Origin of the sequence: Pseudomonas sp. NPDC088368, assembly GCF_044753445.1 — a bacterium.
Classification (GTDB): domain Bacteria; phylum Pseudomonadota; class Gammaproteobacteria; order Pseudomonadales; family Pseudomonadaceae; genus Aquipseudomonas; species Aquipseudomonas bambusae.
On sequence record NZ_JBIVNG010000002.1, the window covers coordinates 550,270 to 569,848 of the forward strand.

Genomic DNA, 19,579 nt, shown 5'->3' on the forward strand with positions numbered 1-19,579 from the left:
TCAGGACCTCGGGTCGAAGGCGTCGCGCAACGCCTCGCCAATGAACACCAGCAACGAGAGAATGAGTGCCAGCGTGAAAAAGGCTGTGAAGCCGAGCCAAGGGGCTTGCAGGTTCTGTTTGCCCTGACCGATCAACTCCCCCAACGAGGCGCTGCCTGCGGGCATGCCGAAGCCGAGGAAGTCGAGGGCGGTGAGCGTCGAAATCGCCCCGGTGAGGATGAACGGCAGGTAACTCAGGGTCGCGTTCATGGCATTAGGCAGAATGTGGCGCAGGATGACTTTGCGATCGTCCAGCCCCAACGCGCGTGCCGCCTTGACGTATTCCAGGTTGCGCCCGCGCAGGAACTCGGCGCGCACCACGTCCACCAGTGCGAGCCATGAAAACAGCGCCATGATGCCCAGAAGCCACCAGAAATTCGGCTCGACGAACCCCGACAGGATGATCAGCAGGTACAGCACCGGCAGTCCCGACCAGACTTCCAGCAAGCGCTGACCGATCAAATCCACCCAGCCGCCGTAATAGCCTTGCAGCGCGCCTGCGGCGATGCCGATCAATGCGCTGATGACGGTCAACGCCAGTGCGAACAGAATCGACACCCGCGCCCCGAAAATCACCCGCGCCAGCACGTCCCGCGCCTGATCGTCGGTCCCCAGCCAGTTGATCGCCGACGGCGGGCTGGGGGCAGGTTTGTTCAGGTCATAGTTCGGCGTGTCGTCGCTGAACGGTATGGGGGGGAACAACATCCAGCCGTCGCCCTTGCTGATGAGCTGGCGCACGTAATCGCTGCGGTAGTCCGGCTGGAAGGGCAGTTGACCGCCGAACGCCTGCTCGGTGTACCGTTTGAAGGCAGGAAAGTACAAGCTGTGTTGATAACTGAGCACCAACGGTTTGTCGTTGGCGACCAGTTCGCCACAGAGGCTAATGACGAACAGGCCGCAAAACAGCCACAGCGACCACCAGCCACGGCGGTTATTGCGAAAATGCTCGAAACGTCGGCGAGCCACCGGAGACAGTCTGCGCATCAGGCATTCCTCGCGCTGAAGTCGATTCGGGGGTCCACGAGGGTGTAGCAGATGTCCCCGACCAGTTTGATCAGCAGCCCGAACAGGGTAAAGATGAAGAGCGAACCAAACACCACCGGGTAATCCCGCGACACAGCCGCCTCGTAACTCATGCGGCCGAGACCATCAAGGGAGAAAATTACCTCGATCATCAATGAACCCGCAAAGAACACGCTGATAAACGCCTGTGGTATGCCCGCGACCACCAGCAGCATGGCGTTGCGAAACACATGTCCGTACAGCACGCGGCGTTCACTCAGGCCTTTCGCCCGAGCCGTGACCACGTATTGGCGGGTGACTTCGTTGAGAAACGAGTTCTTGGTGAGAATGGTCAGCGTCGCGAAACCGCCGATCACCAGCGACGCGACGGGCAGCACCAAATGCCAGAAATAATCGGCGATCTTGCCCAAGGTGGTCATCTGATCGAAGTTTTCCGACACCAGCCCCCGGATCGGGAACCAGTTCAGGTACGTGCCTCCCGCGAACAACACCACCAGCAACATGGCGAACAGGAATGCGGGCATCGCGTAGCCGATGATGATCGCGGTGCTGCTCCAGATGTCGAAATGGCTGCCGTGTTTCACCGCCTTGCGAATGCCCAGCGGGATCGACACCAGGTAGGTGATCAGCGTCGCCCATAGGCCGAGAGAAATCGACACCGGCATCTTTTGCAGGATCAGGTCGGTGACCTTGGCGCCGCGAAAGAAGCTGTTGCCGAAGTCCAGCCGCGCGTAGTTGGACAGCATCAGCCACAGACGCTCATGCAAGGGCTTGTCGAAGCCGTATTGGTGCTCGATTTCCTTGATCAGCTTGGGGTCCAGGCCCCGGCTGGCGCGGGATTGACCGACGTTCATGGTTTCGGTGTGGCCCGCGCCGATGGTGCCGCCCGCCACGCCTTGCAGCTTGGCGATGGCCTGTTCCACCGGACCGCCGGGCGCAGCCTGCACGATGAAGAAGTTCACCAGCAAAATGCACAGCAGCGTCGGGATGATCAGCAGCAGGCGTCGCGTCAGGTAGCCAAGCATTACTTCACCTCCGAAGGAATGGCCGAGGCGCCCCGTTGCTGGGCGAACTGTTCGGTGGTCAGCGCCTGCGGGCTGATTTCCCACCAGGTTTCTATGGCTTCACTGTTGCTGGCTTGCACCTTGGGGATGCCGAAGCGGTTCCACCAGACGGTTGAGGAGCCCGGCGGATAATAGTTGGGAATCCAGTAAAAGCCCCATTGCAGCACACGATCCAGCGCATGGGCGTAATCGACCATCGCCGGTTTGGTGTCGGCTTTGGCGAGGCCGTTGATCAGAGTGTCGACCGCCGGGTCACGCAACACCATGTAATTGCTGGAGCCGGAATCGCGCGCCACACTGGAACCGAAATTGTTGTACAGCTCCATGCCGGGGGAGGTCGAGACGCCGTAGCCGGTCACGATCATGTCGTAGTCCCGCGCCATGACCCGGTTCAGGTATTGCGCGGAATCGATGCGACGGATCTCGAAATCGACGCCAATCTGCGCCAGATTGCGCTTATAAGGCAGCAGAATCTTCTCGAACCCGCTCTGGCCGTTGAGGAAGGTGAAACTCAGCGGCTCGCCTTCGGCATTGACCAGCTTGTCGCCTTTCGGCATCCAGCCGGCTTCTTCCAGCAACGCCAACGCCTGTAACTGTTTGTCCCGGATGAAACCGGTGCCGTCGGTCTTGGGCGTCTGGAACACCGTGGTAAAGACTTCCGGAGGAACCTGGCCACGCAACGGTTCGAGAATTTTCAGCTCAGACTCGGTGGGAAGCTGGGTGGCAGCCAGGTCGCTGTTGGAGAAGTAGCTGTTCTGGCGCACGTAGACGTTGCGCATCATCTGCTTGTTGGTCCATTCGAAGTCCCACAGCATCGCCAGCGCTTGGCGTACACGGCGATCCTGGAATTTCGGCCGGTCCAGGTTGAACACGAAGCCTTGCGAACTCTGAACGGCGCCTCTGGCCAGGTGCGCGCGTTGCAGGCGACCCTCGGTCAGTGCCGGGCTGTCATACAGGATGGAATAGCCAGTGGCCGAATATTCGCGGTTGTAGTCGTAGCCGCCGCCGCGCAGCACTTGGCGGGCGACGTCGATGTCGCCGAAATACTCGACGCTGAAGTGATCGAAGTTATAAACCCCGCGATTCACCGGCAGGTCCTTCGCCCACCAGTCAGGGTCCCGCTCGAAGGTGATGCTGCGGCCTGGATCGACTTTGCCGATCCGATACGGTCCGCTGCCGACGGGAACATCGAAACCGCCGCCGTTGGTGAAGTCTTTGTCTTTCCAGTAATGCTCGGGGAACACCGGCAACGAGGCCAGGTCCAGCGGCAAGGTCCGGCTTTCATTGCTCTTGAAGTCAAAGCGGATCTGGGTGGGCGATTCCACCTCGACGCCTTTTACGTCGCCGAACTCGGTGCGGTAGGACAGGCTGCCTTGAGTCATCAGCAGGTTATAGGTAAAGCGCACGTCTTCAGCGGTGATGGTCGTGCCGTCGGAGAAACGTGCCTTGGGATTGAGGAAAAAACGCAGCGACATGCCGTCCGGTGCACGCTCCATTTTTTCCGCGATCAGGCCGTACACCGTGTAAGGCTCGTCCAGGGATTTCACCGCCAACGGGGAGTAGAGCAGGCCGTTGACTTGCGACACGCCGGTGCCTTTGTCGAGGTACGGCATGATGTGATCGTATTGACCGATTTCCTGTGCGGACCGGCGCATGCTGCCGCCTTTTGGGGCATCCGGGTTCACGTAGTCGAAGTGTTTGAAATCGGCCGGGTAGCGGGGAGCTTCACCGTAGACGGTCAGGGCGTGTTGAGGTGCAGCGGACAGGGATTGAAGACCTGAGACAAGGACCAGTGTTGCAACGATCAGCGATGAAAAAACAAAACGCATTACACGAATCCTGACTGACATTGGCGGGCAATGTCAGGGTTGAAGGTCATGGACGGGAAGGTGCTGTCTGTCCTGTGGTTTTTATTCGTTACCTCCGGTGGCAAGGTACCGCAACGCTGTGATCTTTGTAACCGCACTATTCCTGTGGTTGATGACATCTCTACAGTGCGGCGCGGGCGGCCGGGGCTCAAGCCTGTGCACCACCGTGAACCAGACAAAACGAAGCAATTTCTTTGCCGGAATAGGCAAGAATCTTTTTTTGAGGGCATTAAACGCAAACGGCCCGCTTTAGAAGGCGAGCCGTTTGAAGAGACAACCTTCAGAATCAGTCCTGACGGCTGGTCACTTCCAGCAGGTGGTAGCCAAACTGGGTTTTCACTGGACCCTGAACGACGTTGACCGGCGCGCTGAAGACCACGGTGTCGAATTCCTTGACCATCTGGCCGGGACCGAACGAACCCAGGTCGCCGCCCTGACGGCTGGAAGGGCAGCTGGAATTGGCTTTTGCGACTTCGGCAAAGTCAGCGCCATTTTCGATTTCTGCCTTGAGTTCGTTGCATTTCGCTTCGCTGGAAACAAGGATGTGGCGGGCAGTGGCTTTAGCCATTTGAAAGTACTCCTGTCAAAAAAAGGAACGAGCCTACCGGATTAAGGGACGCTTTTCCCGAGAAAGTTCCGGCTCGCAGGGTGAGCGGGTGAGCCGTCACGGAAACTACAAGCCTTTGCGAAACAACAAGCCTGCATGATCGACGTAAAGCTGTACGGGATCGATACCGCTGCGCACCCCTGCTGCTGTCGGGTGGATGGCAGTCAGATGATCAAGCGGGTAGTCGGAACGGATAACCTTGCCCAGATGGGAGCTGTAGCGGCCGACGAGGCCGTCGTTCTGTTCGATTTCCCGCTCGAAAAGCTGTGCATGGCTGCGCAGTGCCAAGTGTAGTGCGTCGACCGTGTTTTGCCTTTCGTCAGGCAATGCCCCTTGAAGGCACCCGCTCCAGGAATAGTAATTCACACCATTTACCTGTTCGGCACCTTCGCCGCCACATTCGGCGGGCAGCCCCTGCGGGTAGCGACGATTGAATTGCGCAACCGTATAGGTTGAAAGCTCTCTCAGTAAATACAGAGAGGCTCCGGAACCTCGTGACTCCAGGTTGATGAGCCTGAGCAAGCGGTCGTAGTCGGCCAACATCTGGATTGAGCGAGGCTCAGGCAACTCACCTGGGGTCATGGCGAGAGCGAGGGCGTCGATGGCTTCAGAGCCGTGATTCGGACCACACACCGATGTCACCGACGCCACCCGGTCCGGGCGAATGGCTGCGGCATAACGAGCGGTCAGCGCCCCTTGCCCATGACCGATGAGATTAGCTTTCAAGTAGCCCGTGCGTTTCATGAAGCGCTCGATTTGATCGAGCAACTGTTCGCCGCGCGCCTCGTTTTCAAACACGCCGGACAACACGGGTACGTATACACGGCAACCGGCGTTCTCCAATGCCGGAACAATACTGTGAAATATGTCGAAAGCACCGATGCGATCAGACCCGAACAGCCCGTGGATCAGGAGAAGCGGATATTTGGTCGTGATGCGTAGGTCATTCATGGCAGGCAGCCCGTCGCTGGATGAGACGAGCGAGGTTAGCCAGTCAAATGAATCAGTGAGCAACGCCATCTGAGGCGATTGAGGCGGGGTATGCAAGGCTGAAATTTGGTGGCGAGCGTCCGAAACCCTCGAATTAAAGGGGGCTGCCGCAGGGCGCTGAAGATGAGATGACCGATCCGATGGGCATCGCCTGCATTTCCTACGGCATCGCTCTGGAAATCGACAACGGCGTGCTGTCAATGATGACGCGGTTATGGGAAGCCAGCCGCGGAATGCGAGCCAGCTTTCCCACACGGATCACTTACCTGTAACGGAGTTTGTTCACGGCGTCACGCAGCAGCTGTTCCGTGCCGTCCCAGCCCAGGCAGCCGTCAGTGACCGATACGCCATAACGCATTGAATCACTCAGTGGCTGGCAACCCTCGAAAAGATGGCTCTCCAGCATCATGCCAATCAGCGTTTGGTCACCTGCCAGCCGCTGTTGCAGGACGTCGTTGAAGACGTGGGGCTGACGCAGCGGGTCTTTGCCACTGTTGGCGTGGCTGCAATCGACCATGATCCGGGCCGCCATGCGGTGTTTGTCCAGACTGGCGTTGACCGTGGCCACGCTGGCCTGGTGGTAGTTGGGACCGGCGTGGCCACCGCGCAGCACGATGTGGGTGTCCGGGTTGCCCTGGGTCTCGATAATCGCCGGATGACCGTGGCGGTCGATGCCAAAGTGACGATGGGCGTGAGCGGCCGAACGAATCGCGTCACAGGCCACGGCGATGCCACCGTCGGTGCCATTCTTGAAGCCCACCGGCATGTGCAGGCCGCTGGCCATTTCCCGGTGAATCTGCGATTCGGTGGTGCGGGCGCCGATGGCGACCCAGCTCAGCAGGTCATCGAAGTAACCGGCGGCCATCGGTTGCAGCAGCTCGGTGGCAATTGGCAGGCCGAGGCTGATCATCTCGCGCATCAAATGTCGGGACAGGGTCAGGCCCGCGGCCATGTCGTCGCTGCCATCCAGATGCGGGTCGTAGGCGAGGCCTTTCCAGCCCACGGTGGTGCGGGGCTTTTCCACGTATGCACGCATCACCAGCAGCATCTGGTCGCTGACTTCGGTGGCGAGGTTGGCCAGGCGTTCAGCGTATTCCAGCGCGGATTTCGGGTCGTGAATGGAGCAGGGGCCGACGACCACCAGCAGGCGGGTGTCTTCGCCGTTGAGGATGGCGCGTACCGATTGGCGATGAGCAGCCACTTGGGCGGCGAGGGCCGGGCTCAGCGGCAACTGGTTTTTCAATGCCAGGGTGCTGGGCAGCCGTTGTGGGGCAGGGTGGCTGTCGATCAGGGTCACAGGGCTGGACGGCATGTCGGACAGGTGTGTTGCGGCGACGGACGAATTCATGGTTCGGGCTTCCTGGTCGGCGGGCATTTTCCCGCGCGGACCTACTGGGGTGTTCGACAAAGGGCCGTACTGGCCGTGAGTGTTGATGCGCCACCTGTCAGTGACCGATCGGAGGCGGCAGGCTGTCCCGAACGGAGGGTGGTAAATCGCCAGGCGAAGTCGATGTCGTTGCGGTAATAGGTGCTGTAGTTCATGTCGTGTTCCTCGATTCGAAGCGTTAGTCGGTTTTTCAAACGGGCGAAAACCAAAGGGGCTAAAAAACAAAACCCCCGGTCGGGAGGCCGACCGGGGGTAGAGTTATCTCTGGTTGGCGTCCCGTGATTCGTGGGCGCCGGTTGGGTATCAGGCGCGCCAGTGGCTAAACCAATACCCATAAAAATAAGAAGCCGGGGAGGCGATCGTCGTTGCATCCCACATAGTCATGCCCGCTACCTGACGCGAGACGTCGGCAGTGCGCATAAGCGATGTATGAATGGATGGCAACATGATGCGTCTCCGTGGAATGTCGCCGAGCTTACTTCAGGCTTAAGCGTCTATTCAATTGGAAATTTCAATCGTGTCGATTTCGGGCAGCCATTGACGATTGGCGTATACGGGCGCGGCGAACGCTTCACGTAGAATGCCCCGGCGCATCAATCATCGAAGAAACGGCGCTCAGGAGGAACAGCCATGCATGTCAATGAAACACCCGGTGCAGCGGTGCTGGCCGTCGCTCAGTCCCGGTCGGACGCGGGAAATATCGCCGCCAATATCGCTCGGCACCTCGCGTTCATGGAGCAGGCGGCGGGGCTCGGGGTGAGTTTCTTGATGTTTCCCGAACTGTCGCTGACCGGTTATGAACCCGAATCGGCCTGGGGGATGGCTATCACTTCGGATGATACTCGGCTGCGACCGTTGCTGGCGAAGGCGCGTGAATGGGGCATGACCACTGTTGTGGGCGCGCCAGTCCGTTCATCCGCCGGTGACGACCTATCGATCGCTGCCTTCATTCTTCATCCCGACGGCGGCATGACCGTCCAGCACAAGCAGCATTTGCACAGTGGCGAGGAAGCGGTCTTTACGGCCGGAGCGGGCGGCGAAGCGTTCAACTTGGGGAGTGAATGCTTTGGGCTGGCGATCTGTGCCGATTTCAGCCAGGCCTCTCACCCACGGCGGGCCGCCGAGGCAGGCGCGTCAATTTACGCGGCCAGCGTGTTGATCTCGGAAGGCGGGTACGCACACGACGCTGCGTTGCTCAGCGGCCATGCCCGCACCTATCGGATGGCTGTTTTGATGGCCAACTATGCGGGCGTCACCGGCGGTTGGCATTCCGGAGGGCGCAGCGCGCTGTGGGATGAACAGGGCGAGCAAGTAGCTGCCCTCCCTGACGCGGAAGAGGGGCTATTGGTTGCGCAGCGTTCGGGAAGCGGGTGGGAGACCCGTTCACACCGGGTCGCGCTGTAGATGACGCCGCTCATCGCGCCCGAGGGCAAACGGTTACAGCTGCAGCCCGCCACCGATGAGACGCTTGCGTTCGCTCGAGAGCTGACGCGGGTCAACATGCGTGACTATTACAGCCACTACGGTCTGGTCTGGCAGCCCGAAGCCTTCGACACGGAATGGCCCAGCCGAGAGAGTTATGTGGTGGAGCAGGCGGGCAAGGCGATCGGCTTTCTCAGTCTGACCCTGGAGAGTGATTACCTCTATATCCGCGACATTCAACTGATCGAAGCCTATCGCGGCGAAGGCGTGGGGGAATGGGTCATGGTGTGGGTGTTGCAACTGGCCAGGGCGCGGGGGGGTACGAGGGTTCGGCTGAAAGTGTTCAAGAATAATCCGGCGACAGGCCTGTACCTTCGGCTCGGTTATCGCCACGTGGGGGAGGAGCCTGCACTGTATTGGATGGAGTATGTGCTGGAGACGTGAAGTTGGCCCCAGCGCTTTTCATATCTTGGGTTCAGCGGGCGAAACCGAGTCCGGAATCACCCCGATTTTCATCCCCAACAGCACCGCCACCTTGTGGGACTCGCCGCGTCGACCTTTTTTTCGGCCGGAGAGAATCTGATAGGTCGTGGCCGCGTCCACACAATTTTCTCGGGCAAATTCTTGAACGGATTTGCCTTGCTCTTCGAGCCAGGCCTTGGCTTGTGCTGCGGTGCGTATTCCGGGCATAGTTCAAAACCGTTCAAGTCTGTACAAATTTATCTGGATTCTACCATTCGTAAGGATGGGGTCAACAAGGTTACGCATTCAAATGAGTGGAATAGGTGCCCGGCTTAGGGAAGAACGCGAGCGCTTGGGGCTGTCGCAACGAGCGTTCGGCGAAATTGGTGGTGTCGAACCCAATGCGCAAGGAAAGTACGAAAACGGTGACCGTACGCCGAAAGCCGATTACCTGGCGGCAGTGGCTGCCAAAGGTGTAGACGTGCTCTATGTGTTGACCGGTTCGCCCACCCCGGTGCCGATCGAAAACCTCAGTGAGGTTGAAGAGTGGGTGCTGGGCAGCTACAGAACACTGGTCAAGGAAGATCAGGATGCCATTCTCCGGTTGACGACTGCGTTGGCGGAATACAAGGCGACCTACGCCGTTGAAAAGAAATCCGCCCCGCAAGAAGATTGACCTTCCGTTGCACGTGTGAGCGTGCGCCTCAAGATTTTTTGCAAGTTTCCCGGCCGATGATGATAGCGTGTCGGTCTCGTTATCGATTCTCTGTCAGGGCCGTTCGAACGTTGCTTCGTCCTAGGTCATGCGCTTTCTTTTTGTTAAGGTGGCGGGCAATCGCCATAAATTGTTTTTTGTGAGGTGTCTGCTTGATTAGGGTGCTGGTTGTCGATGACCATGATCTGGTTCGGACAGGTATCACACGCATGCTTGCCGACATCGACGGTCTGCAGGTGGTCGGCCAGGCCGACTCCGGCGAAGAGTCTTTGAAGAAGGCGCGAGAGCTCAAGCCCGACGTCGTCCTCATGGACGTCAAGATGCCGGGTATCGGCGGCCTTGAGGCCACGCGCAAAATGCTGCGCAGTCACCCTGACATAAAGGTCGTGGCGGTCACTGTCTGCGAAGAAGATCCGTTTCCGACGCGTCTGCTGCAAGCGGGCGCGGCGGGCTACATGACTAAAGGTGCGGGCCTGACTGAAATGGTTCAGGCCATTCGGCTGGTCTTCGCAGGGCAGCGCTACATCAGCCCGCAGATTGCCCAGCAACTGGCACTCAAATCGTTCCAGCCGCAGACCAGCAATTCGCCGTTCGACCTGCTGTCCGAGCGGGAAATCCAGATTGCCCTGATGATCGTCGGTTGCCAGAAAGTGCAAACCATCTCCGACAAGCTGTGTCTGTCGCCGAAAACCGTCAACACCTACCGCTATCGCATTTTCGAGAAGCTTTCGATCGGCAGCGACGTCGAGCTGGCCTTGCTGGCCGTTCGTCACGGCATGGTCGATGCCAGCGCCTGAAATGACCCAACCGTTCGATCCCAGCGCGTTTCTTGCCACCTGCAGTGGCCGTCCCGGTGTCTATCGCATGTTCGATATCGACGGGCGGCTTCTTTATGTCGGCAAGGCCAAAAACCTGAAAAAACGCCTCGCCAGTTATTTCCGCAAGACCGGCCATGCGCCGAAGACCGGCGCACTCGTCGCGCGCATCGCGTCGGTCGAAACCACCATCACCGCCAACGAAACCGAGGCACTGTTGCTGGAGCAGACGCTGATCAAGGAATCGCGGCCGCCCTACAATATTTTGCTGCGCGACGACAAATCCTACCCTTACGTGCACCTGTCAGACGGTGAGTTTCCACGTCTGAGCATTCATCGCGGGGCGAAAAAGGCCAAAGGCCGGTATTTCGGACCGTATCCGAGCGCCGGGGCTATTCGCGAAAGCCTGAGCATCCTGCAAAAGACCTTTCACGTGCGTCAGTGCGAGGACAGCTTCTACAAAAACCGCACCCGTCCGTGCCTGCAATACCAGATCAAACGCTGCAAAGCGCCGTGCGTGAATTTCGTCGAACCTCAGGTGTATGCCGAGGACGTACGTCACTCGGTGATGTTTCTGGAAGGGCGCAGCAATGCGTTGACCGATGAGTTGAACATGCTCATGGAAAAGGCAGCGATGGCGCTGAATTTCGAGCAGGCCGCCGAATTGCGTGATCAGATCGGCCTGCTGCGGCGGGTTCAGGACCAGCAAAGCATGGAAGGCGGAAGTGGCGACGTCGACGTGGTCGCGGCTTTCGTCAACCCTGGCGGCGCCTGTGTTCATCTCATCAGCGTCCGTGCCGGTCGCGTGTTGGGCAGCAAGAATTTCTTTCCTCAGGTCGGGATCGAGGAGGAGGTCGGGGAGGTTATGTCCGCGTTCCTGGCCCAGTATTTCCTTGGGGGCGGCGAACGCGAGTTGCCGAGCGAAGTGATCGTGAACGTGGTCAACGACGACTTCCCGGCGCTGATCGATGCCATCGATGCCTCTCGCGGCAAGGAAATCACCATCAGCCACCGGGTGCGCGGCACCCGGGCGCGCTGGCAGCAGTTGGCCGTGACCAACGCTGAACAGGCATTGGCGGCGCGGTTGGCAAACCGTCAGCACGTCGCGGCGCGTTTCGAAGCGCTGGCCGAGGTGCTCAAGCTGGATGAACCACCGCAGCGGCTCGAATGCTACGACATCAGCCATTCCAGTGGTGAGGCGACGGTTGCGTCCTGCGTGGTGTTCGGCCCGGAAGGTCCGATCAAGTCCGATTACCGCCGTTACAACATTGAAGGCGTGACGGCGGGCGACGACTACGCCGCCATGCATCAGGCGCTGACCCGACGCTTCAGCAAAATCAACGACGGTGCCGGCAAACTCCCGGACATCCTGTTGGTGGACGGTGGTAAAGGCCAGTTGAACATGGCGCGTGATGTGCTCAATGAGCTCGCCGTGCCGGACCTCATTTTGCTCGGCGTGGCAAAAGGAACGACCCGCAAGGCCGGTTTCGAAACCCTGTATTTAAACGACGTTGCTCACGAATTCACGCTGAAGGGCGATTCGCCTGCGTTGCACTTGATTCAACAGATCCGGGACGAAGCTCACCGCTTCGCCATCACCGGCCACCGCGCCCGGCGTGGCAAGACCCGCCGCACGTCGACCCTCGAAGGCGTGGCAGGCGTGGGCCCGACGCGGCGTCGCGACTTGCTCAAGCACTTCGGTGGGTTGCAGGAATTGTCCCGCGCCAGCATCGAAGAAATCGCCAAGGCACCCGGAATCAGTAAAAAGCTCGCAGAGTCGATTTATGCCAGCCTGCACAGCGAGTAGAATGCCCGCTCACCTCGTAGCCAGTTGTGCCGATGAATATCCCTAATCTGATCACCGTATTACGTGTCCTGCTGATTCCGATCTTCATTCTGCTGTTTTATCTGCCTTATCACTGGAGCTATACCGCTGCCAGTTCGGTTTTCGCGTTGGCGGCCGCCACCGACTGGCTGGACGGCTACCTCGCCCGACGCCTGGAGCAAAGCACGCCATTTGGCGCGTTTCTCGACCCCGTCGCGGACAAACTGATGGTGGCCGTGGCGCTGGTGCTGCTGGTGCAGGCCCATGCCAATTTCTGGCTGACCTTGCCGGCGGCGGTCATCATTGGGCGAGAGATCGTCATCTCGGCCTTGCGCGAATGGATGGCCGAGTTGGGCGCCCGTGCTCAGGTCGCTGTGTCCAATCTGGGCAAGTGGAAAACCGCCGCGCAGATGCTGGCGTTAGTGATTCTGCTGGCCAATCCACCCGCTTTCACCTTCTGGGTGGTGTTGGGTTATGTGTTGCTGATGGTCGCGGCGGGGCTGACCCTGTGGTCGATGGTCCAGTACCTCAGAGCGGCGTGGCCGCATCTGCGCACTACCACAGAGCAAAAATAAGTATTTTTAAATCAAGGGGTTGACGGGGTCATTTGAATCTATAGAATGGCGCCCACACCAAGCGGGAATAGCTCAGTTGGTAGAGCACGACCTTGCCAAGGTCGGGGTCGCGAGTTCGAGTCTCGTTTCCCGCTCCAGTTTGTACGCGTTCAGGGTCAGTTGTAGGGGCGCTGGACGTTTGGGGCCGAGTAGCAAAATGGTTATGCCGCGGATTGCAAATCCGCTTACGCCGGTTCGATTCCGACCTCGGCCTCCACATTTAAAGCCCGCAAGATCAACGTCTTGCGGGTTTTTTTGTGCTTTTTGAAACGCCAAAGTTTCCGCAACTTTCAAGATCGTTTCCGCAACCTAAGCTCGTTGCCTCGCAGATCTATTCTCCAAGCACTGTCTCTTCTCGGTCCTCGTTTGAGGCAGTCATCGCTCAGGAGAGCGCACGCGCCACCGTGCCAATCTGAGTTGTGTAAGTGCATTAGATATACGACTATACGTTAGCTATACAGAGTGATAGGCTTCTCGGGTGCATTGGGTACGCTCACCGTCGAAGAAACCAAGGACTGGAGGCACTATTTTTGTGACAGCGAACCAACATTCTCGGGCCATGGACCCACCTGGTGGGCAAGGCTCAGCAATCAATATTTAGGGACCGTGACATGAACCAAATCTTAGAACGCGATAAACCCGTTCCGATCAACATGCGGGTCGATACCAAAAAACGCAGCTTGATTGACGCCGCTGTCGAGATACTTGGAACAGACCGGACCAGCTTCATCCTTGAGGCTGCGTGCAAACGCGCCGAAGAAGTGCTTTTGGATCGCAGACTGTTCTTGTTGAGTGATGAAGCCTTTGACCGATTTGAGCAGGCGCTCAACGACAATTCATTAGGGAATAACGAATGCGTCAGGAAACTGCTTGCAAAGCCGAAACCTTGGAGCTGAGTCCTCCGGAAAAGCTGGAGGTGCGTCACGTAGCCAATGAATTTGAATCCGGTGAAAATTCAATCGACGACTACATACGCAACAAGGCTTTAAAGGCACAGCAGGCAAAACATGCGGTGGTTTATGTCGTTTGCTTCAAAGACACGAATGTTATCGCGGGCTACTACACGTTATCTAACAGCGCCGTAGATCGGCGGCACGGCGCGACGGCGAAGCTCAGACGTAATGCGCCCGACCCGTTGCCTGTAACCGTTCTGGGGCGCATGGGGGTCACCGCTAAGGCTAGCGGGCGGGGTCTATCGCTTGGATTGCTGGCTGACGCGATTGAGCGTTGCATAATCGCCTCCGAAGTCATCGGATCCGTGGCAATCATCGTGCATCCGTTGAACGAAAGGCTCGCGGCTTACTATGCCAAGCACGCTGGGTTTATTCCGTGCCCAGACCTTTCTCCGATGACCATGATGCTTTCGCTTAGATAGTAAAAACCAAGAAGCCCGCAGCTGCGGGCTTCATGATGATTAGAGGTGCGTGGCAAACGGAGCATCATCAGCGTTGCCACCGCAGCGACCCGTAAAGAGGACGGTCGTATCGCCCTGATGTTCGCAATATCTGTGATGCGAATGTCGCAGGCCCATGATTTATCGAGATTTTTCACAGAGCCCACAGTTACATTTTTCACGCCTTTTGCAACGCTTCGCGCTTGCTTCACAGGGTAGGGATGTATATATTCCCACCTCTTGTCGGCCTGCCTGCTTCCAAAGGCCGCGGTCGGACTGGAAACTGCAACACCGCCCTGATGGTGAAATTGGTAGACACACCGGACTTAAAATCCGTCGTCCGAAAGGATGTGCCGGTTCGACTCCGGCTCGGGGCACCATATAGATCAGGCGCTTACGGAATCTTCCGAAGCGCCTGAGTCGTTCTAGCGCTCTGAAAACCCGCATTTTCCGCAACTCACCCCTCAATGTGGTTTCGTGCTTTTGCGTCCTCGGCCACGCGCTGTAGCGTCGCTCCGGCATCCATTTCAATACCGCGTAGCGGACACTGCGAAACCTACAGATTGGCCAGCCGTTCCTGCACCGCGTCGTCGAACATCATGTAGAGCGCCTCAATGTCCGCTGGGCGCATTTTCTTCGTTTTCTCCAGCGCGAGAATGAACGCGATCTGCATTTCCCCCTCGCGTTCGACCGATTCTTTCCCATCCGCCGCGTTAAGTGCGCGCACCAGGTCATCGATTTCCCCTTGCAGGGGTTTCGAGAGGCGCAGTGCAGCGATTCGTTCTTGCAGCATTCGTTAATCCTTACTAAGTAGCGCCACCGTGATGTGACACTCGTGCGTGGCTTTGTAGTGGGCCGCCAACCGGTTCCGAAAATCTTCCGCTTACGCATTCCGCCGCAACCATTCATCCGCCACGTCGCCCAGCGTCAGCGAGGATTGTTCTTTTATCCAAGCCATGAATGCTCGATCGAATTTGAACGCCTCTCCACATTGCGAAATGAGGAAGCGCCGAACGTTCTGGGTGTTGCGGTAGTGTTTGTCTAGCGCTGTGGCCCGGGTGAGGGGGGCTGAGTGCCAATCGAGTGCCATGGTCATTCCTTTGATCAGGGTAGTGAGAGCACCACTTGAGCACCCTTTTCGAGATTGCCTCGCCTTACTTCGCGCCAATTCCGAATTTGACCCTGTCCAGAAAGCCCCACGACCATGACGGCGGTGGCGAATAGCAGCCTGGCTGATTCGGCGGTGAGGCGTCGCACCGGACGGTGTAGCCGTTTTTGCCTGTTTCCCTCCCACCCTCGCCAGTTCCCCGGTCGGTGTAGTTCGCACATCCACCGATCAGGCCAGCCAGCAGTATCACGAGTCCTGTTTTCATAGATTCGTCCTTGTTGGGAGGGCGTAGTCTGCTCGCGGCCTTGTCTTCGATCAAGGTGAAGTTAGAACCCTGTTAACACCTTCCTCAAAAACGGCGCGGTCCGGCTTGCCTTCGCTTTGGCGACTTTCTCCGGCGTACCGCTGGCCACGATTTTTCCGCCTCGATCACCTGCACCAGGCCCAATGTCGATGACCCAGTCGCTCTGGGCCACGACGCGCATTTCGTGTTCGACGACGATGACGGTGTGGCCGTTGTCGACCAGTGCGTTCAGTTGAACGAGAAGGCGGTCGACGTCGCTGGGGTGCAGGCCGGTGGTGGGTTCGTCGAGGACGTAGAGGGTGGCGCCACGGGCGTTGCGTTGCAGTTCTGTGGCGAGTTTGATGCGTTGGGCCTCGCCTCCGGAGAGTTCGGTGGCGGGTTGGCCGAGACGCAGGTAGCCGAGGCCGATGTCCCGTAGCACGGTTAATGAGCGAAGGACGGTGAGTTGTTCGGCGAACACTTCAACGGCCTGATCGACGTTCAGTTGCAGCACTTCAGCGATGCTGAGGCCTTGCCATTTAACGGCCAGTGTTTGCGGGTTATAGCGGGCGCCGTGGCAGGTCGGGCAGGGTGCGTAGACGCTTGGCATGAACAGCAATTCGACGCTGACGAAGCCTTCACCTTCGCACACATCGCAGCGGCCTTTGGCGACGTTGAAGGAGAATTGTCCTGCATCGTAGCCGGCTGTTTTGGCGTCCTCGGTGGCGGCGAACAGTTTGCGCACGTTGTCGAACAGTCCCGTGTAGGTCGCGAGGTTCGAGCGCGGGGTGCGGCCGATGGGTTTCTGGTCCACTTGCACCAGGCGCTTGATCGTTTCCAGCCCGCTGGCGATGCGCCCGCCGGTGAATTGCGGGGCGTCGTCTTCGAGGCTCGGCTCGTCCTGATCGCCTGCGGCGGTGGGACGACCCAGATCGGCGCCCACCAGTTCCAGCAATGCCTGACTGACCAGGCTTGATTTGCCGGAGCCGGAAATGCCGGTCACGGCCGTGAAGCACCCCAGCGGAAACTCTGCGTTCAGGTTGTCGAGGTTGTTGCGGGTGATGCCTTCGAGGCGCAGCCAGCCTGAGGGTGTGCGGCGCTCGATGCGCAAATCGTTGTGCTCCGCGAACAGGTGCTGACGAGTGCGAGACGCCTCGATCTGCGCAAGCCCTTCGGGAGGACCGCTGTACAGTACGCGTCCGCCCTGTTCGCCCGCCGCAGGGCCGACATCGATCAGCCAGTCTGCGCGGCGCATGGTTTCCAGGTCGTGTTCGACCACGAACAGTGAGTTGCCCGACGCTTTGAGCTGCTGCAACGCGGCGAACAGGGCTTCACTGTCGGCGGGATGCAGACCAGCGGACGGTTCGTCCAGCACGTAAATGACACCAAACAGCTGCGAACCGAGTTGCGTGGCGAGGCGCAGGCGTTGCAGTTCGCCGGACGACAGGGTCGGCGTGCTGCGTTCCAGTGCCAGATAACCGAGGCCGAGGTCGGTGAGGGTCGTTACGCGAGCCAGCAAGTCTTGGGCGATGCGCTGGGCGGCAAGGCGTTTTTCGATAGACATGTCGGCCTTGGTCGACCCATCAGCTACCGGCTTCAACACGTTGGCCAGGCGCAGGAGCGGCATCTGCGACAGCTCGCCGATGTCCAGACCGGAGAAGGTCACCGACAGGGCTTCACGTTTCAGGCGCTTGCCGTCGCAGAGTGGGCACGGGCTGCCGCGCATGAACTGCGACACGCGTTTCTTCATCAGCGCGCTTTGGGAGTGGGTGAAGGTGTGCAGCACGTAGCGTCGGGCGCCGATAAACGTGCCCTGATAGCTTGGCTCCAGCTTGCGTTTGACGGCGACGCGGGTTTCTTCCGGGGTGAGCCCGGCGTACACCGGTGCGGTTGGCTGCTCTTCAGTAAACAGAATCCAATCCCGCTGTTTTTTCGGCAGGTCGCGCCAAGGGATGTCGACGTCATAGCCCAGGGTCACGAGGATGTCGCGCTGATTTTGCCCTTGCCATGCGAGCGGCCAAGAGGCGACGGCGCGCTGGCGGATGGTCAGCGAGTCGTCCGGGACCATCAGCGCTTCCGACACTTCATACACGCGGCCCAAACCATGGCATTCGGGGCAGGCGCCTTGGGGCAGATTGGGCGAGAAGTCCTCGGCGTACAGCATGGGCTGGCCGTCCGGGTAGTGGCCGGCCCGCGAGTACAGCATGCGAATCAGGCTCGACAAAGTAGTAACGCTGCCCACCGACGAGCGTGTGCTGGGCGTGCCCCGCTGCTGTTGCAGGGCGACGGCGGGCGGCAGGCCCTCGATGGAATCGACGTTGGGTACGCCAACCTGGTCGATCAGGCGGCGAGCATAGGGCGCGACCGATTCGAAATACCGGCGCTGGGCTTCCGCGTAGAGCGTCGAGAATGCCAAGGAGGATTTGCCCGAACCCGACACCCCCGTGAACACCACCAAGGCATCCCTCGGGATGTCCACATCTACGTCCTTGAGGTTATGTTCACGCGCGCCGCGCACCCTGACAAAGCCGGGTTGATCCGGCGCGACTTTGAAGGAAACAGGGGATTGGGTGTCGGCGTCTTGCGGAGGGTGTGGCGCTGTGGTCATGGGCGGGCCTTGGCGTGATTCGAATCGGTCTGGGTGCAGAGCTTACCGGGCATCAGGGACTTTGGGGGTATGGCCTGCGTCGTCGTGCTCGCCTCCGGTCAAGGGCTGCTCTTTGCGGGTTTCCTGGGTGCGGTCGCGATCATCCGCCACATCGGCGGGTTTGGCGTCAGGGTCGTTGATTTTTTCGCCGGGGGTATGGGCGGTCATGGTTTGTCTCCTGTGACGTCACGCAGGGCTTCGGCAGCCTGCAAGCCTTTGAGAAATCCGGCCAATGCGGCTTCTTCAAGTCGTAAACCCTGGCGCTGACGCGAACGAGGCAGCTTGGCGAGTTCGCCCACGACAAAGGCCTCCAGCACGGCGGGGTGGATGTAGCATTTTCGGCACACCGCTGGGGTGTTGCCGAGCAGCCGGGCGACTTCCTTGACCATCGCGACGATGTGTTTCTTCGCGTCAGCCTCGGGCTCCCAGTCCAGTTTGCGCAGGGTGGTCAGTGCCATGGCGCTGCCGGCCCAGGTGCGGTAGTCCTTGGCCGTGAAGTCGGCGCCGGTCAGGTCGTGGAGGTAGTGATTGATGTCCGACGAACTGACGGTGTGGCGCTGGCCGTCTTCGTCCAGGTACTGAAAAAGGTTCTGCCCCGGTAACTCCATGCAGCGCTTGATGATGTTCGCCAGGCGTCGGTCGGTGACGCTGACCTCGTGTTCGACGCCGCTTTTGCCGCGAAACTGGAACAGGATTTTGCTGCCATGAACATCCACGTGTTTGTTGCGCAGTGTGGTCAGCCCGTAGGACTTGTTGTCCCGGGCGTATTGGCTGTTGCCGATGCGGATCAGGGTCTGGTCCAGCAGCGACACCACCGCCGCCATGACTTTTTCGCGGCCCATGCCGGGGGCGGCCAGTTGCGCCTCCAGTTGCTTGCGCACCTTGGGCAATGCCTTGCCGAACGCAATCATGCGCGCGTACTTGTTCTCGTCGCGAATCTCGCGCCAACGAGGGTGATAGCGGTATTGCTTGCGGCCTCGGGCGTCTTTGCCGGTGGCTTGTAGATGGCCTCGCGGGTCTGCGCAGATCCACACGTCGGCGTACGCGGGCGGGATCACCAGCGCGTTGATGCGCTTGATTTCCGCCTCGTCGCGAATGCGTTCGCCGTCGGTATCGAAATAGGCGAATTTGCCGCGCAGGATCTTGCGCGTGAAGCCCGGCTGGCTGTCATCGACATAATGCAGGTCTTTGGGAAGGTCTTCGCGGGTAAGGGCGTCCGACATGAAGGGCAATCCTGAGGGCTGGTCTTTGCATTGACCTTCCCACTGCACAGTCGTGCCGATTATTTGCTTCGGCGATCAGCGCACGGCTCAGGCG

Annotated in this window: 21 protein-coding genes and 3 tRNA genes; 12 read left to right on the plus strand and 12 right to left on the minus strand. The window is 59.2% G+C overall.

Going from position 1 to position 19,579, the window contains the following annotated elements; all coding sequences use genetic code 11:
• The 5 genes from ACIQAL_RS05935 to ACIQAL_RS05955 form a co-directional block, all read right to left on the minus strand.
• Positions 1–1,023: an ABC transporter permease gene (locus ACIQAL_RS05935; protein ID WP_401143507.1), complete on the minus strand. Its 1,023-nt coding sequence runs from the start codon at positions 1,021–1,023 to the stop codon at positions 1–3.
• Positions 1,023–2,087, minus strand: coding sequence for a microcin C ABC transporter permease YejB (locus ACIQAL_RS05940; protein WP_341958217.1), 1,065 nt, complete (start codon positions 2,085–2,087; stop codon positions 1,023–1,025). Before ACIQAL_RS05940 ends, ACIQAL_RS05935 begins: the two co-directional genes overlap by 1 nt.
• On the minus strand, positions 2,087–3,955 hold the full coding sequence (locus tag ACIQAL_RS05945; protein ID WP_401143510.1) for an extracellular solute-binding protein: 1,869 nt from the start codon (positions 3,953–3,955) through the stop codon (positions 2,087–2,089). Before ACIQAL_RS05945 ends, ACIQAL_RS05940 begins: the two co-directional genes overlap by 1 nt.
• 325 nt (positions 3,956–4,280) lie before the next feature.
• Complete coding sequence (locus ACIQAL_RS05950) at positions 4,281–4,562, minus strand: peptidylprolyl isomerase (RefSeq protein WP_166594734.1); 282 nt, start codon at positions 4,560–4,562, stop codon at positions 4,281–4,283.
• 105 nt (positions 4,563–4,667) lie between these two features.
• Positions 4,668–5,552 (minus strand): esterase/lipase family protein, encoded by an 885-nt coding sequence (locus ACIQAL_RS05955; RefSeq protein WP_401143514.1) that lies wholly within the window; start codon positions 5,550–5,552, stop codon positions 4,668–4,670.
• Positions 5,553–5,719: 167 nt separating this feature from the next.
• Between ACIQAL_RS05955 and ACIQAL_RS05960 the strand changes: the two genes are divergently transcribed.
• Entirely contained in the window at positions 5,720–5,863 is a 144-nt protein-coding gene (locus tag ACIQAL_RS05960) for a hypothetical protein (RefSeq protein WP_401143517.1), read from the plus strand.
• Here the strand turns inward: ACIQAL_RS05960 and ACIQAL_RS05965 are convergent.
• Positions 5,854–6,939, minus strand: coding sequence for a 3-deoxy-7-phosphoheptulonate synthase (locus tag ACIQAL_RS05965; protein WP_401143520.1), 1,086 nt, complete (start codon positions 6,937–6,939; stop codon positions 5,854–5,856). The genes ACIQAL_RS05960 and ACIQAL_RS05965 overlap by 10 nt on opposite strands.
• Before the next feature lie 669 nt (positions 6,940–7,608).
• Here ACIQAL_RS05965 and ACIQAL_RS05970 point away from each other — a divergent pair.
• Both ACIQAL_RS05970 and ACIQAL_RS05975 read left to right on the plus strand, forming a co-directional pair.
• Positions 7,609–8,382: a carbon-nitrogen hydrolase family protein gene (locus tag ACIQAL_RS05970; RefSeq protein WP_401143523.1), complete on the plus strand. Its 774-nt coding sequence runs from the start codon at positions 7,609–7,611 to the stop codon at positions 8,380–8,382.
• Positions 8,383–8,844 (plus strand): GNAT family N-acetyltransferase, encoded by a 462-nt coding sequence (locus tag ACIQAL_RS05975; RefSeq protein WP_401143526.1) that lies wholly within the window; start codon positions 8,383–8,385, stop codon positions 8,842–8,844.
• 18 nt (positions 8,845–8,862) lie between these two features.
• On the opposite strand, the gene ACIQAL_RS05980 is transcribed toward ACIQAL_RS05975, so the two are convergent.
• A complete protein-coding gene (locus ACIQAL_RS05980) occupies positions 8,863–9,090 on the minus strand; it encodes a DNA-binding protein (protein ID WP_401143529.1) in 228 nt (75 codons plus the stop codon).
• 82 nt (positions 9,091–9,172) lie between these two features.
• Between ACIQAL_RS05980 and ACIQAL_RS05985 the strand changes: the two genes are divergently transcribed.
• The 9 genes from ACIQAL_RS05985 (at position 9,173) to ACIQAL_RS06025 (ending at position 14,604) form a co-directional block, all read left to right on the plus strand.
• Positions 9,173–9,538 carry a helix-turn-helix transcriptional regulator gene (locus ACIQAL_RS05985; protein WP_341958206.1) on the plus strand — a complete coding sequence of 122 codons (366 nt, stop codon included), beginning with the start codon at positions 9,173–9,175 and terminating at the stop codon, positions 9,536–9,538.
• Between the two features lie 191 nt (positions 9,539–9,729).
• Positions 9,730–10,374, plus strand: coding sequence for a UvrY/SirA/GacA family response regulator transcription factor (gene uvrY, locus ACIQAL_RS05990; protein WP_341958204.1), 645 nt, complete (start codon positions 9,730–9,732; stop codon positions 10,372–10,374).
• A gap of 1 nt (position 10,375) precedes the next feature.
• On the plus strand, positions 10,376–12,199 hold the full coding sequence (gene uvrC, locus ACIQAL_RS05995; protein WP_401143757.1) for an excinuclease ABC subunit UvrC: 1,824 nt from the start codon (positions 10,376–10,378) through the stop codon (positions 12,197–12,199).
• A gap of 32 nt (positions 12,200–12,231) precedes the next feature.
• Positions 12,232–12,792, plus strand: coding sequence for a CDP-diacylglycerol--glycerol-3-phosphate 3-phosphatidyltransferase (gene pgsA, locus ACIQAL_RS06000; protein WP_166594725.1), 561 nt, complete (start codon positions 12,232–12,234; stop codon positions 12,790–12,792).
• A 61-nt stretch (positions 12,793–12,853) separates the two neighbouring features.
• Positions 12,854–12,929, plus strand: a tRNA-Gly gene (locus tag ACIQAL_RS06005).
• A 45-nt stretch (positions 12,930–12,974) separates the two neighbouring features.
• A tRNA-Cys gene (locus tag ACIQAL_RS06010) sits at positions 12,975–13,048 on the plus strand.
• 394 nt (positions 13,049–13,442) lie between these two features.
• Positions 13,443–13,727 carry a DUF1778 domain-containing protein gene (locus ACIQAL_RS06015; protein ID WP_166594724.1) on the plus strand — a complete coding sequence of 95 codons (285 nt, stop codon included), beginning with the start codon at positions 13,443–13,445 and terminating at the stop codon, positions 13,725–13,727.
• On the plus strand, positions 13,685–14,206 hold the full coding sequence (locus ACIQAL_RS06020; protein ID WP_401143534.1) for a hypothetical protein: 522 nt from the start codon (positions 13,685–13,687) through the stop codon (positions 14,204–14,206). The genes ACIQAL_RS06015 and ACIQAL_RS06020 overlap by 43 nt, the downstream gene beginning before the upstream one ends.
• A gap of 311 nt (positions 14,207–14,517) precedes the next feature.
• Positions 14,518–14,604: transfer RNA gene (locus tag ACIQAL_RS06025), tRNA-Leu, on the plus strand.
• Positions 14,605–14,780: 176 nt separating this feature from the next.
• Here ACIQAL_RS06025 and ACIQAL_RS06030 read toward each other — a convergent pair.
• The 5 genes from ACIQAL_RS06030 to ACIQAL_RS06050 form a co-directional block, all read right to left on the minus strand.
• Positions 14,781–15,014, minus strand: a complete 234-nt coding sequence (locus ACIQAL_RS06030) for a hypothetical protein (RefSeq protein WP_401143760.1) — start codon at positions 15,012–15,014, stop codon at positions 14,781–14,783.
• 93 nt (positions 15,015–15,107) lie between these two features.
• The gene (locus tag ACIQAL_RS06035; protein ID WP_401143537.1) at positions 15,108–15,314 is read right to left on the minus strand and encodes a DUF6434 domain-containing protein; all 207 of its coding nucleotides are present in this window, start codon (positions 15,312–15,314) and stop codon (positions 15,108–15,110) included.
• A gap of 344 nt (positions 15,315–15,658) precedes the next feature.
• Positions 15,659–18,223, minus strand: coding sequence for an excinuclease ABC subunit A (locus ACIQAL_RS06040; protein ID WP_401143540.1), 2,565 nt, complete (start codon positions 18,221–18,223; stop codon positions 15,659–15,661).
• A 42-nt stretch (positions 18,224–18,265) separates the two neighbouring features.
• Positions 18,266–18,430, minus strand: a complete 165-nt coding sequence (locus tag ACIQAL_RS06045) for a hypothetical protein (protein ID WP_166594671.1) — start codon at positions 18,428–18,430, stop codon at positions 18,266–18,268.
• Positions 18,427–19,485, minus strand: coding sequence for a DNA topoisomerase IB (locus ACIQAL_RS06050; protein WP_401143544.1), 1,059 nt, complete (start codon positions 19,483–19,485; stop codon positions 18,427–18,429). The genes ACIQAL_RS06045 and ACIQAL_RS06050 overlap by 4 nt, the downstream gene beginning before the upstream one ends.
• Between the last annotated feature and the right edge of the window lie 94 nt (positions 19,486–19,579).

Bases quoted from the DNA above. Each gene is read 5' to 3' on its own strand.
- ACIQAL_RS05935 (WP_401143507.1), bottom strand. From the start codon at position 1,023: ATGCGCAGACTGTCTCCGGTGGCTCGCCGACGTTTCGAGCATTTTCGC.
- ACIQAL_RS05940 (WP_341958217.1), bottom strand. From the start codon at position 2,087: ATGCTTGGCTACCTGACGCGACGCCTGCTGCTGATCATCCCGACGCTG.
- ACIQAL_RS05945 (WP_401143510.1), bottom strand. From the start codon at position 3,955: ATGCGTTTTGTTTTTTCATCGCTGATCGTTGCAACACTGGTCCTTGTC.
- ACIQAL_RS05950 (WP_166594734.1), bottom strand. From the start codon at position 4,562: ATGGCTAAAGCCACTGCCCGCCACATCCTTGTTTCCAGCGAAGCGAAA.
- ACIQAL_RS05955 (WP_401143514.1), bottom strand. From the start codon at position 5,552: ATGAATGACCTACGCATCACGACCAAATATCCGCTTCTCCTGATCCAC.
- ACIQAL_RS05960 (WP_401143517.1), top strand. From the start codon at position 5,720: ATGACCGATCCGATGGGCATCGCCTGCATTTCCTACGGCATCGCTCTG.
- ACIQAL_RS05965 (WP_401143520.1), bottom strand. From the start codon at position 6,939: ATGAATTCGTCCGTCGCCGCAACACACCTGTCCGACATGCCGTCCAGC.
- ACIQAL_RS05970 (WP_401143523.1), top strand. From the start codon at position 7,609: ATGCATGTCAATGAAACACCCGGTGCAGCGGTGCTGGCCGTCGCTCAG.
- ACIQAL_RS05975 (WP_401143526.1), top strand. From the start codon at position 8,383: ATGACGCCGCTCATCGCGCCCGAGGGCAAACGGTTACAGCTGCAGCCC.
- ACIQAL_RS05980 (WP_401143529.1), bottom strand. From the start codon at position 9,090: ATGCCCGGAATACGCACCGCAGCACAAGCCAAGGCCTGGCTCGAAGAG.
- ACIQAL_RS05985 (WP_341958206.1), top strand. From the start codon at position 9,173: ATGAGTGGAATAGGTGCCCGGCTTAGGGAAGAACGCGAGCGCTTGGGG.
- uvrC (WP_401143757.1), top strand. From the start codon at position 10,376: ATGACCCAACCGTTCGATCCCAGCGCGTTTCTTGCCACCTGCAGTGGC.
- pgsA (WP_166594725.1), top strand. From the start codon at position 12,232: ATGAATATCCCTAATCTGATCACCGTATTACGTGTCCTGCTGATTCCG.
- ACIQAL_RS06015 (WP_166594724.1), top strand. From the start codon at position 13,443: ATGAACCAAATCTTAGAACGCGATAAACCCGTTCCGATCAACATGCGG.
- ACIQAL_RS06020 (WP_401143534.1), top strand. From the start codon at position 13,685: ATGCGTCAGGAAACTGCTTGCAAAGCCGAAACCTTGGAGCTGAGTCCT.
- ACIQAL_RS06035 (WP_401143537.1), bottom strand. From the start codon at position 15,314: ATGGCACTCGATTGGCACTCAGCCCCCCTCACCCGGGCCACAGCGCTA.
- ACIQAL_RS06040 (WP_401143540.1), bottom strand. From the start codon at position 18,223: ATGACCACAGCGCCACACCCTCCGCAAGACGCCGACACCCAATCCCCT.
- ACIQAL_RS06045 (WP_166594671.1), bottom strand. From the start codon at position 18,430: ATGACCGCCCATACCCCCGGCGAAAAAATCAACGACCCTGACGCCAAA.
- ACIQAL_RS06050 (WP_401143544.1), bottom strand. From the start codon at position 19,485: ATGTCGGACGCCCTTACCCGCGAAGACCTTCCCAAAGACCTGCATTAT.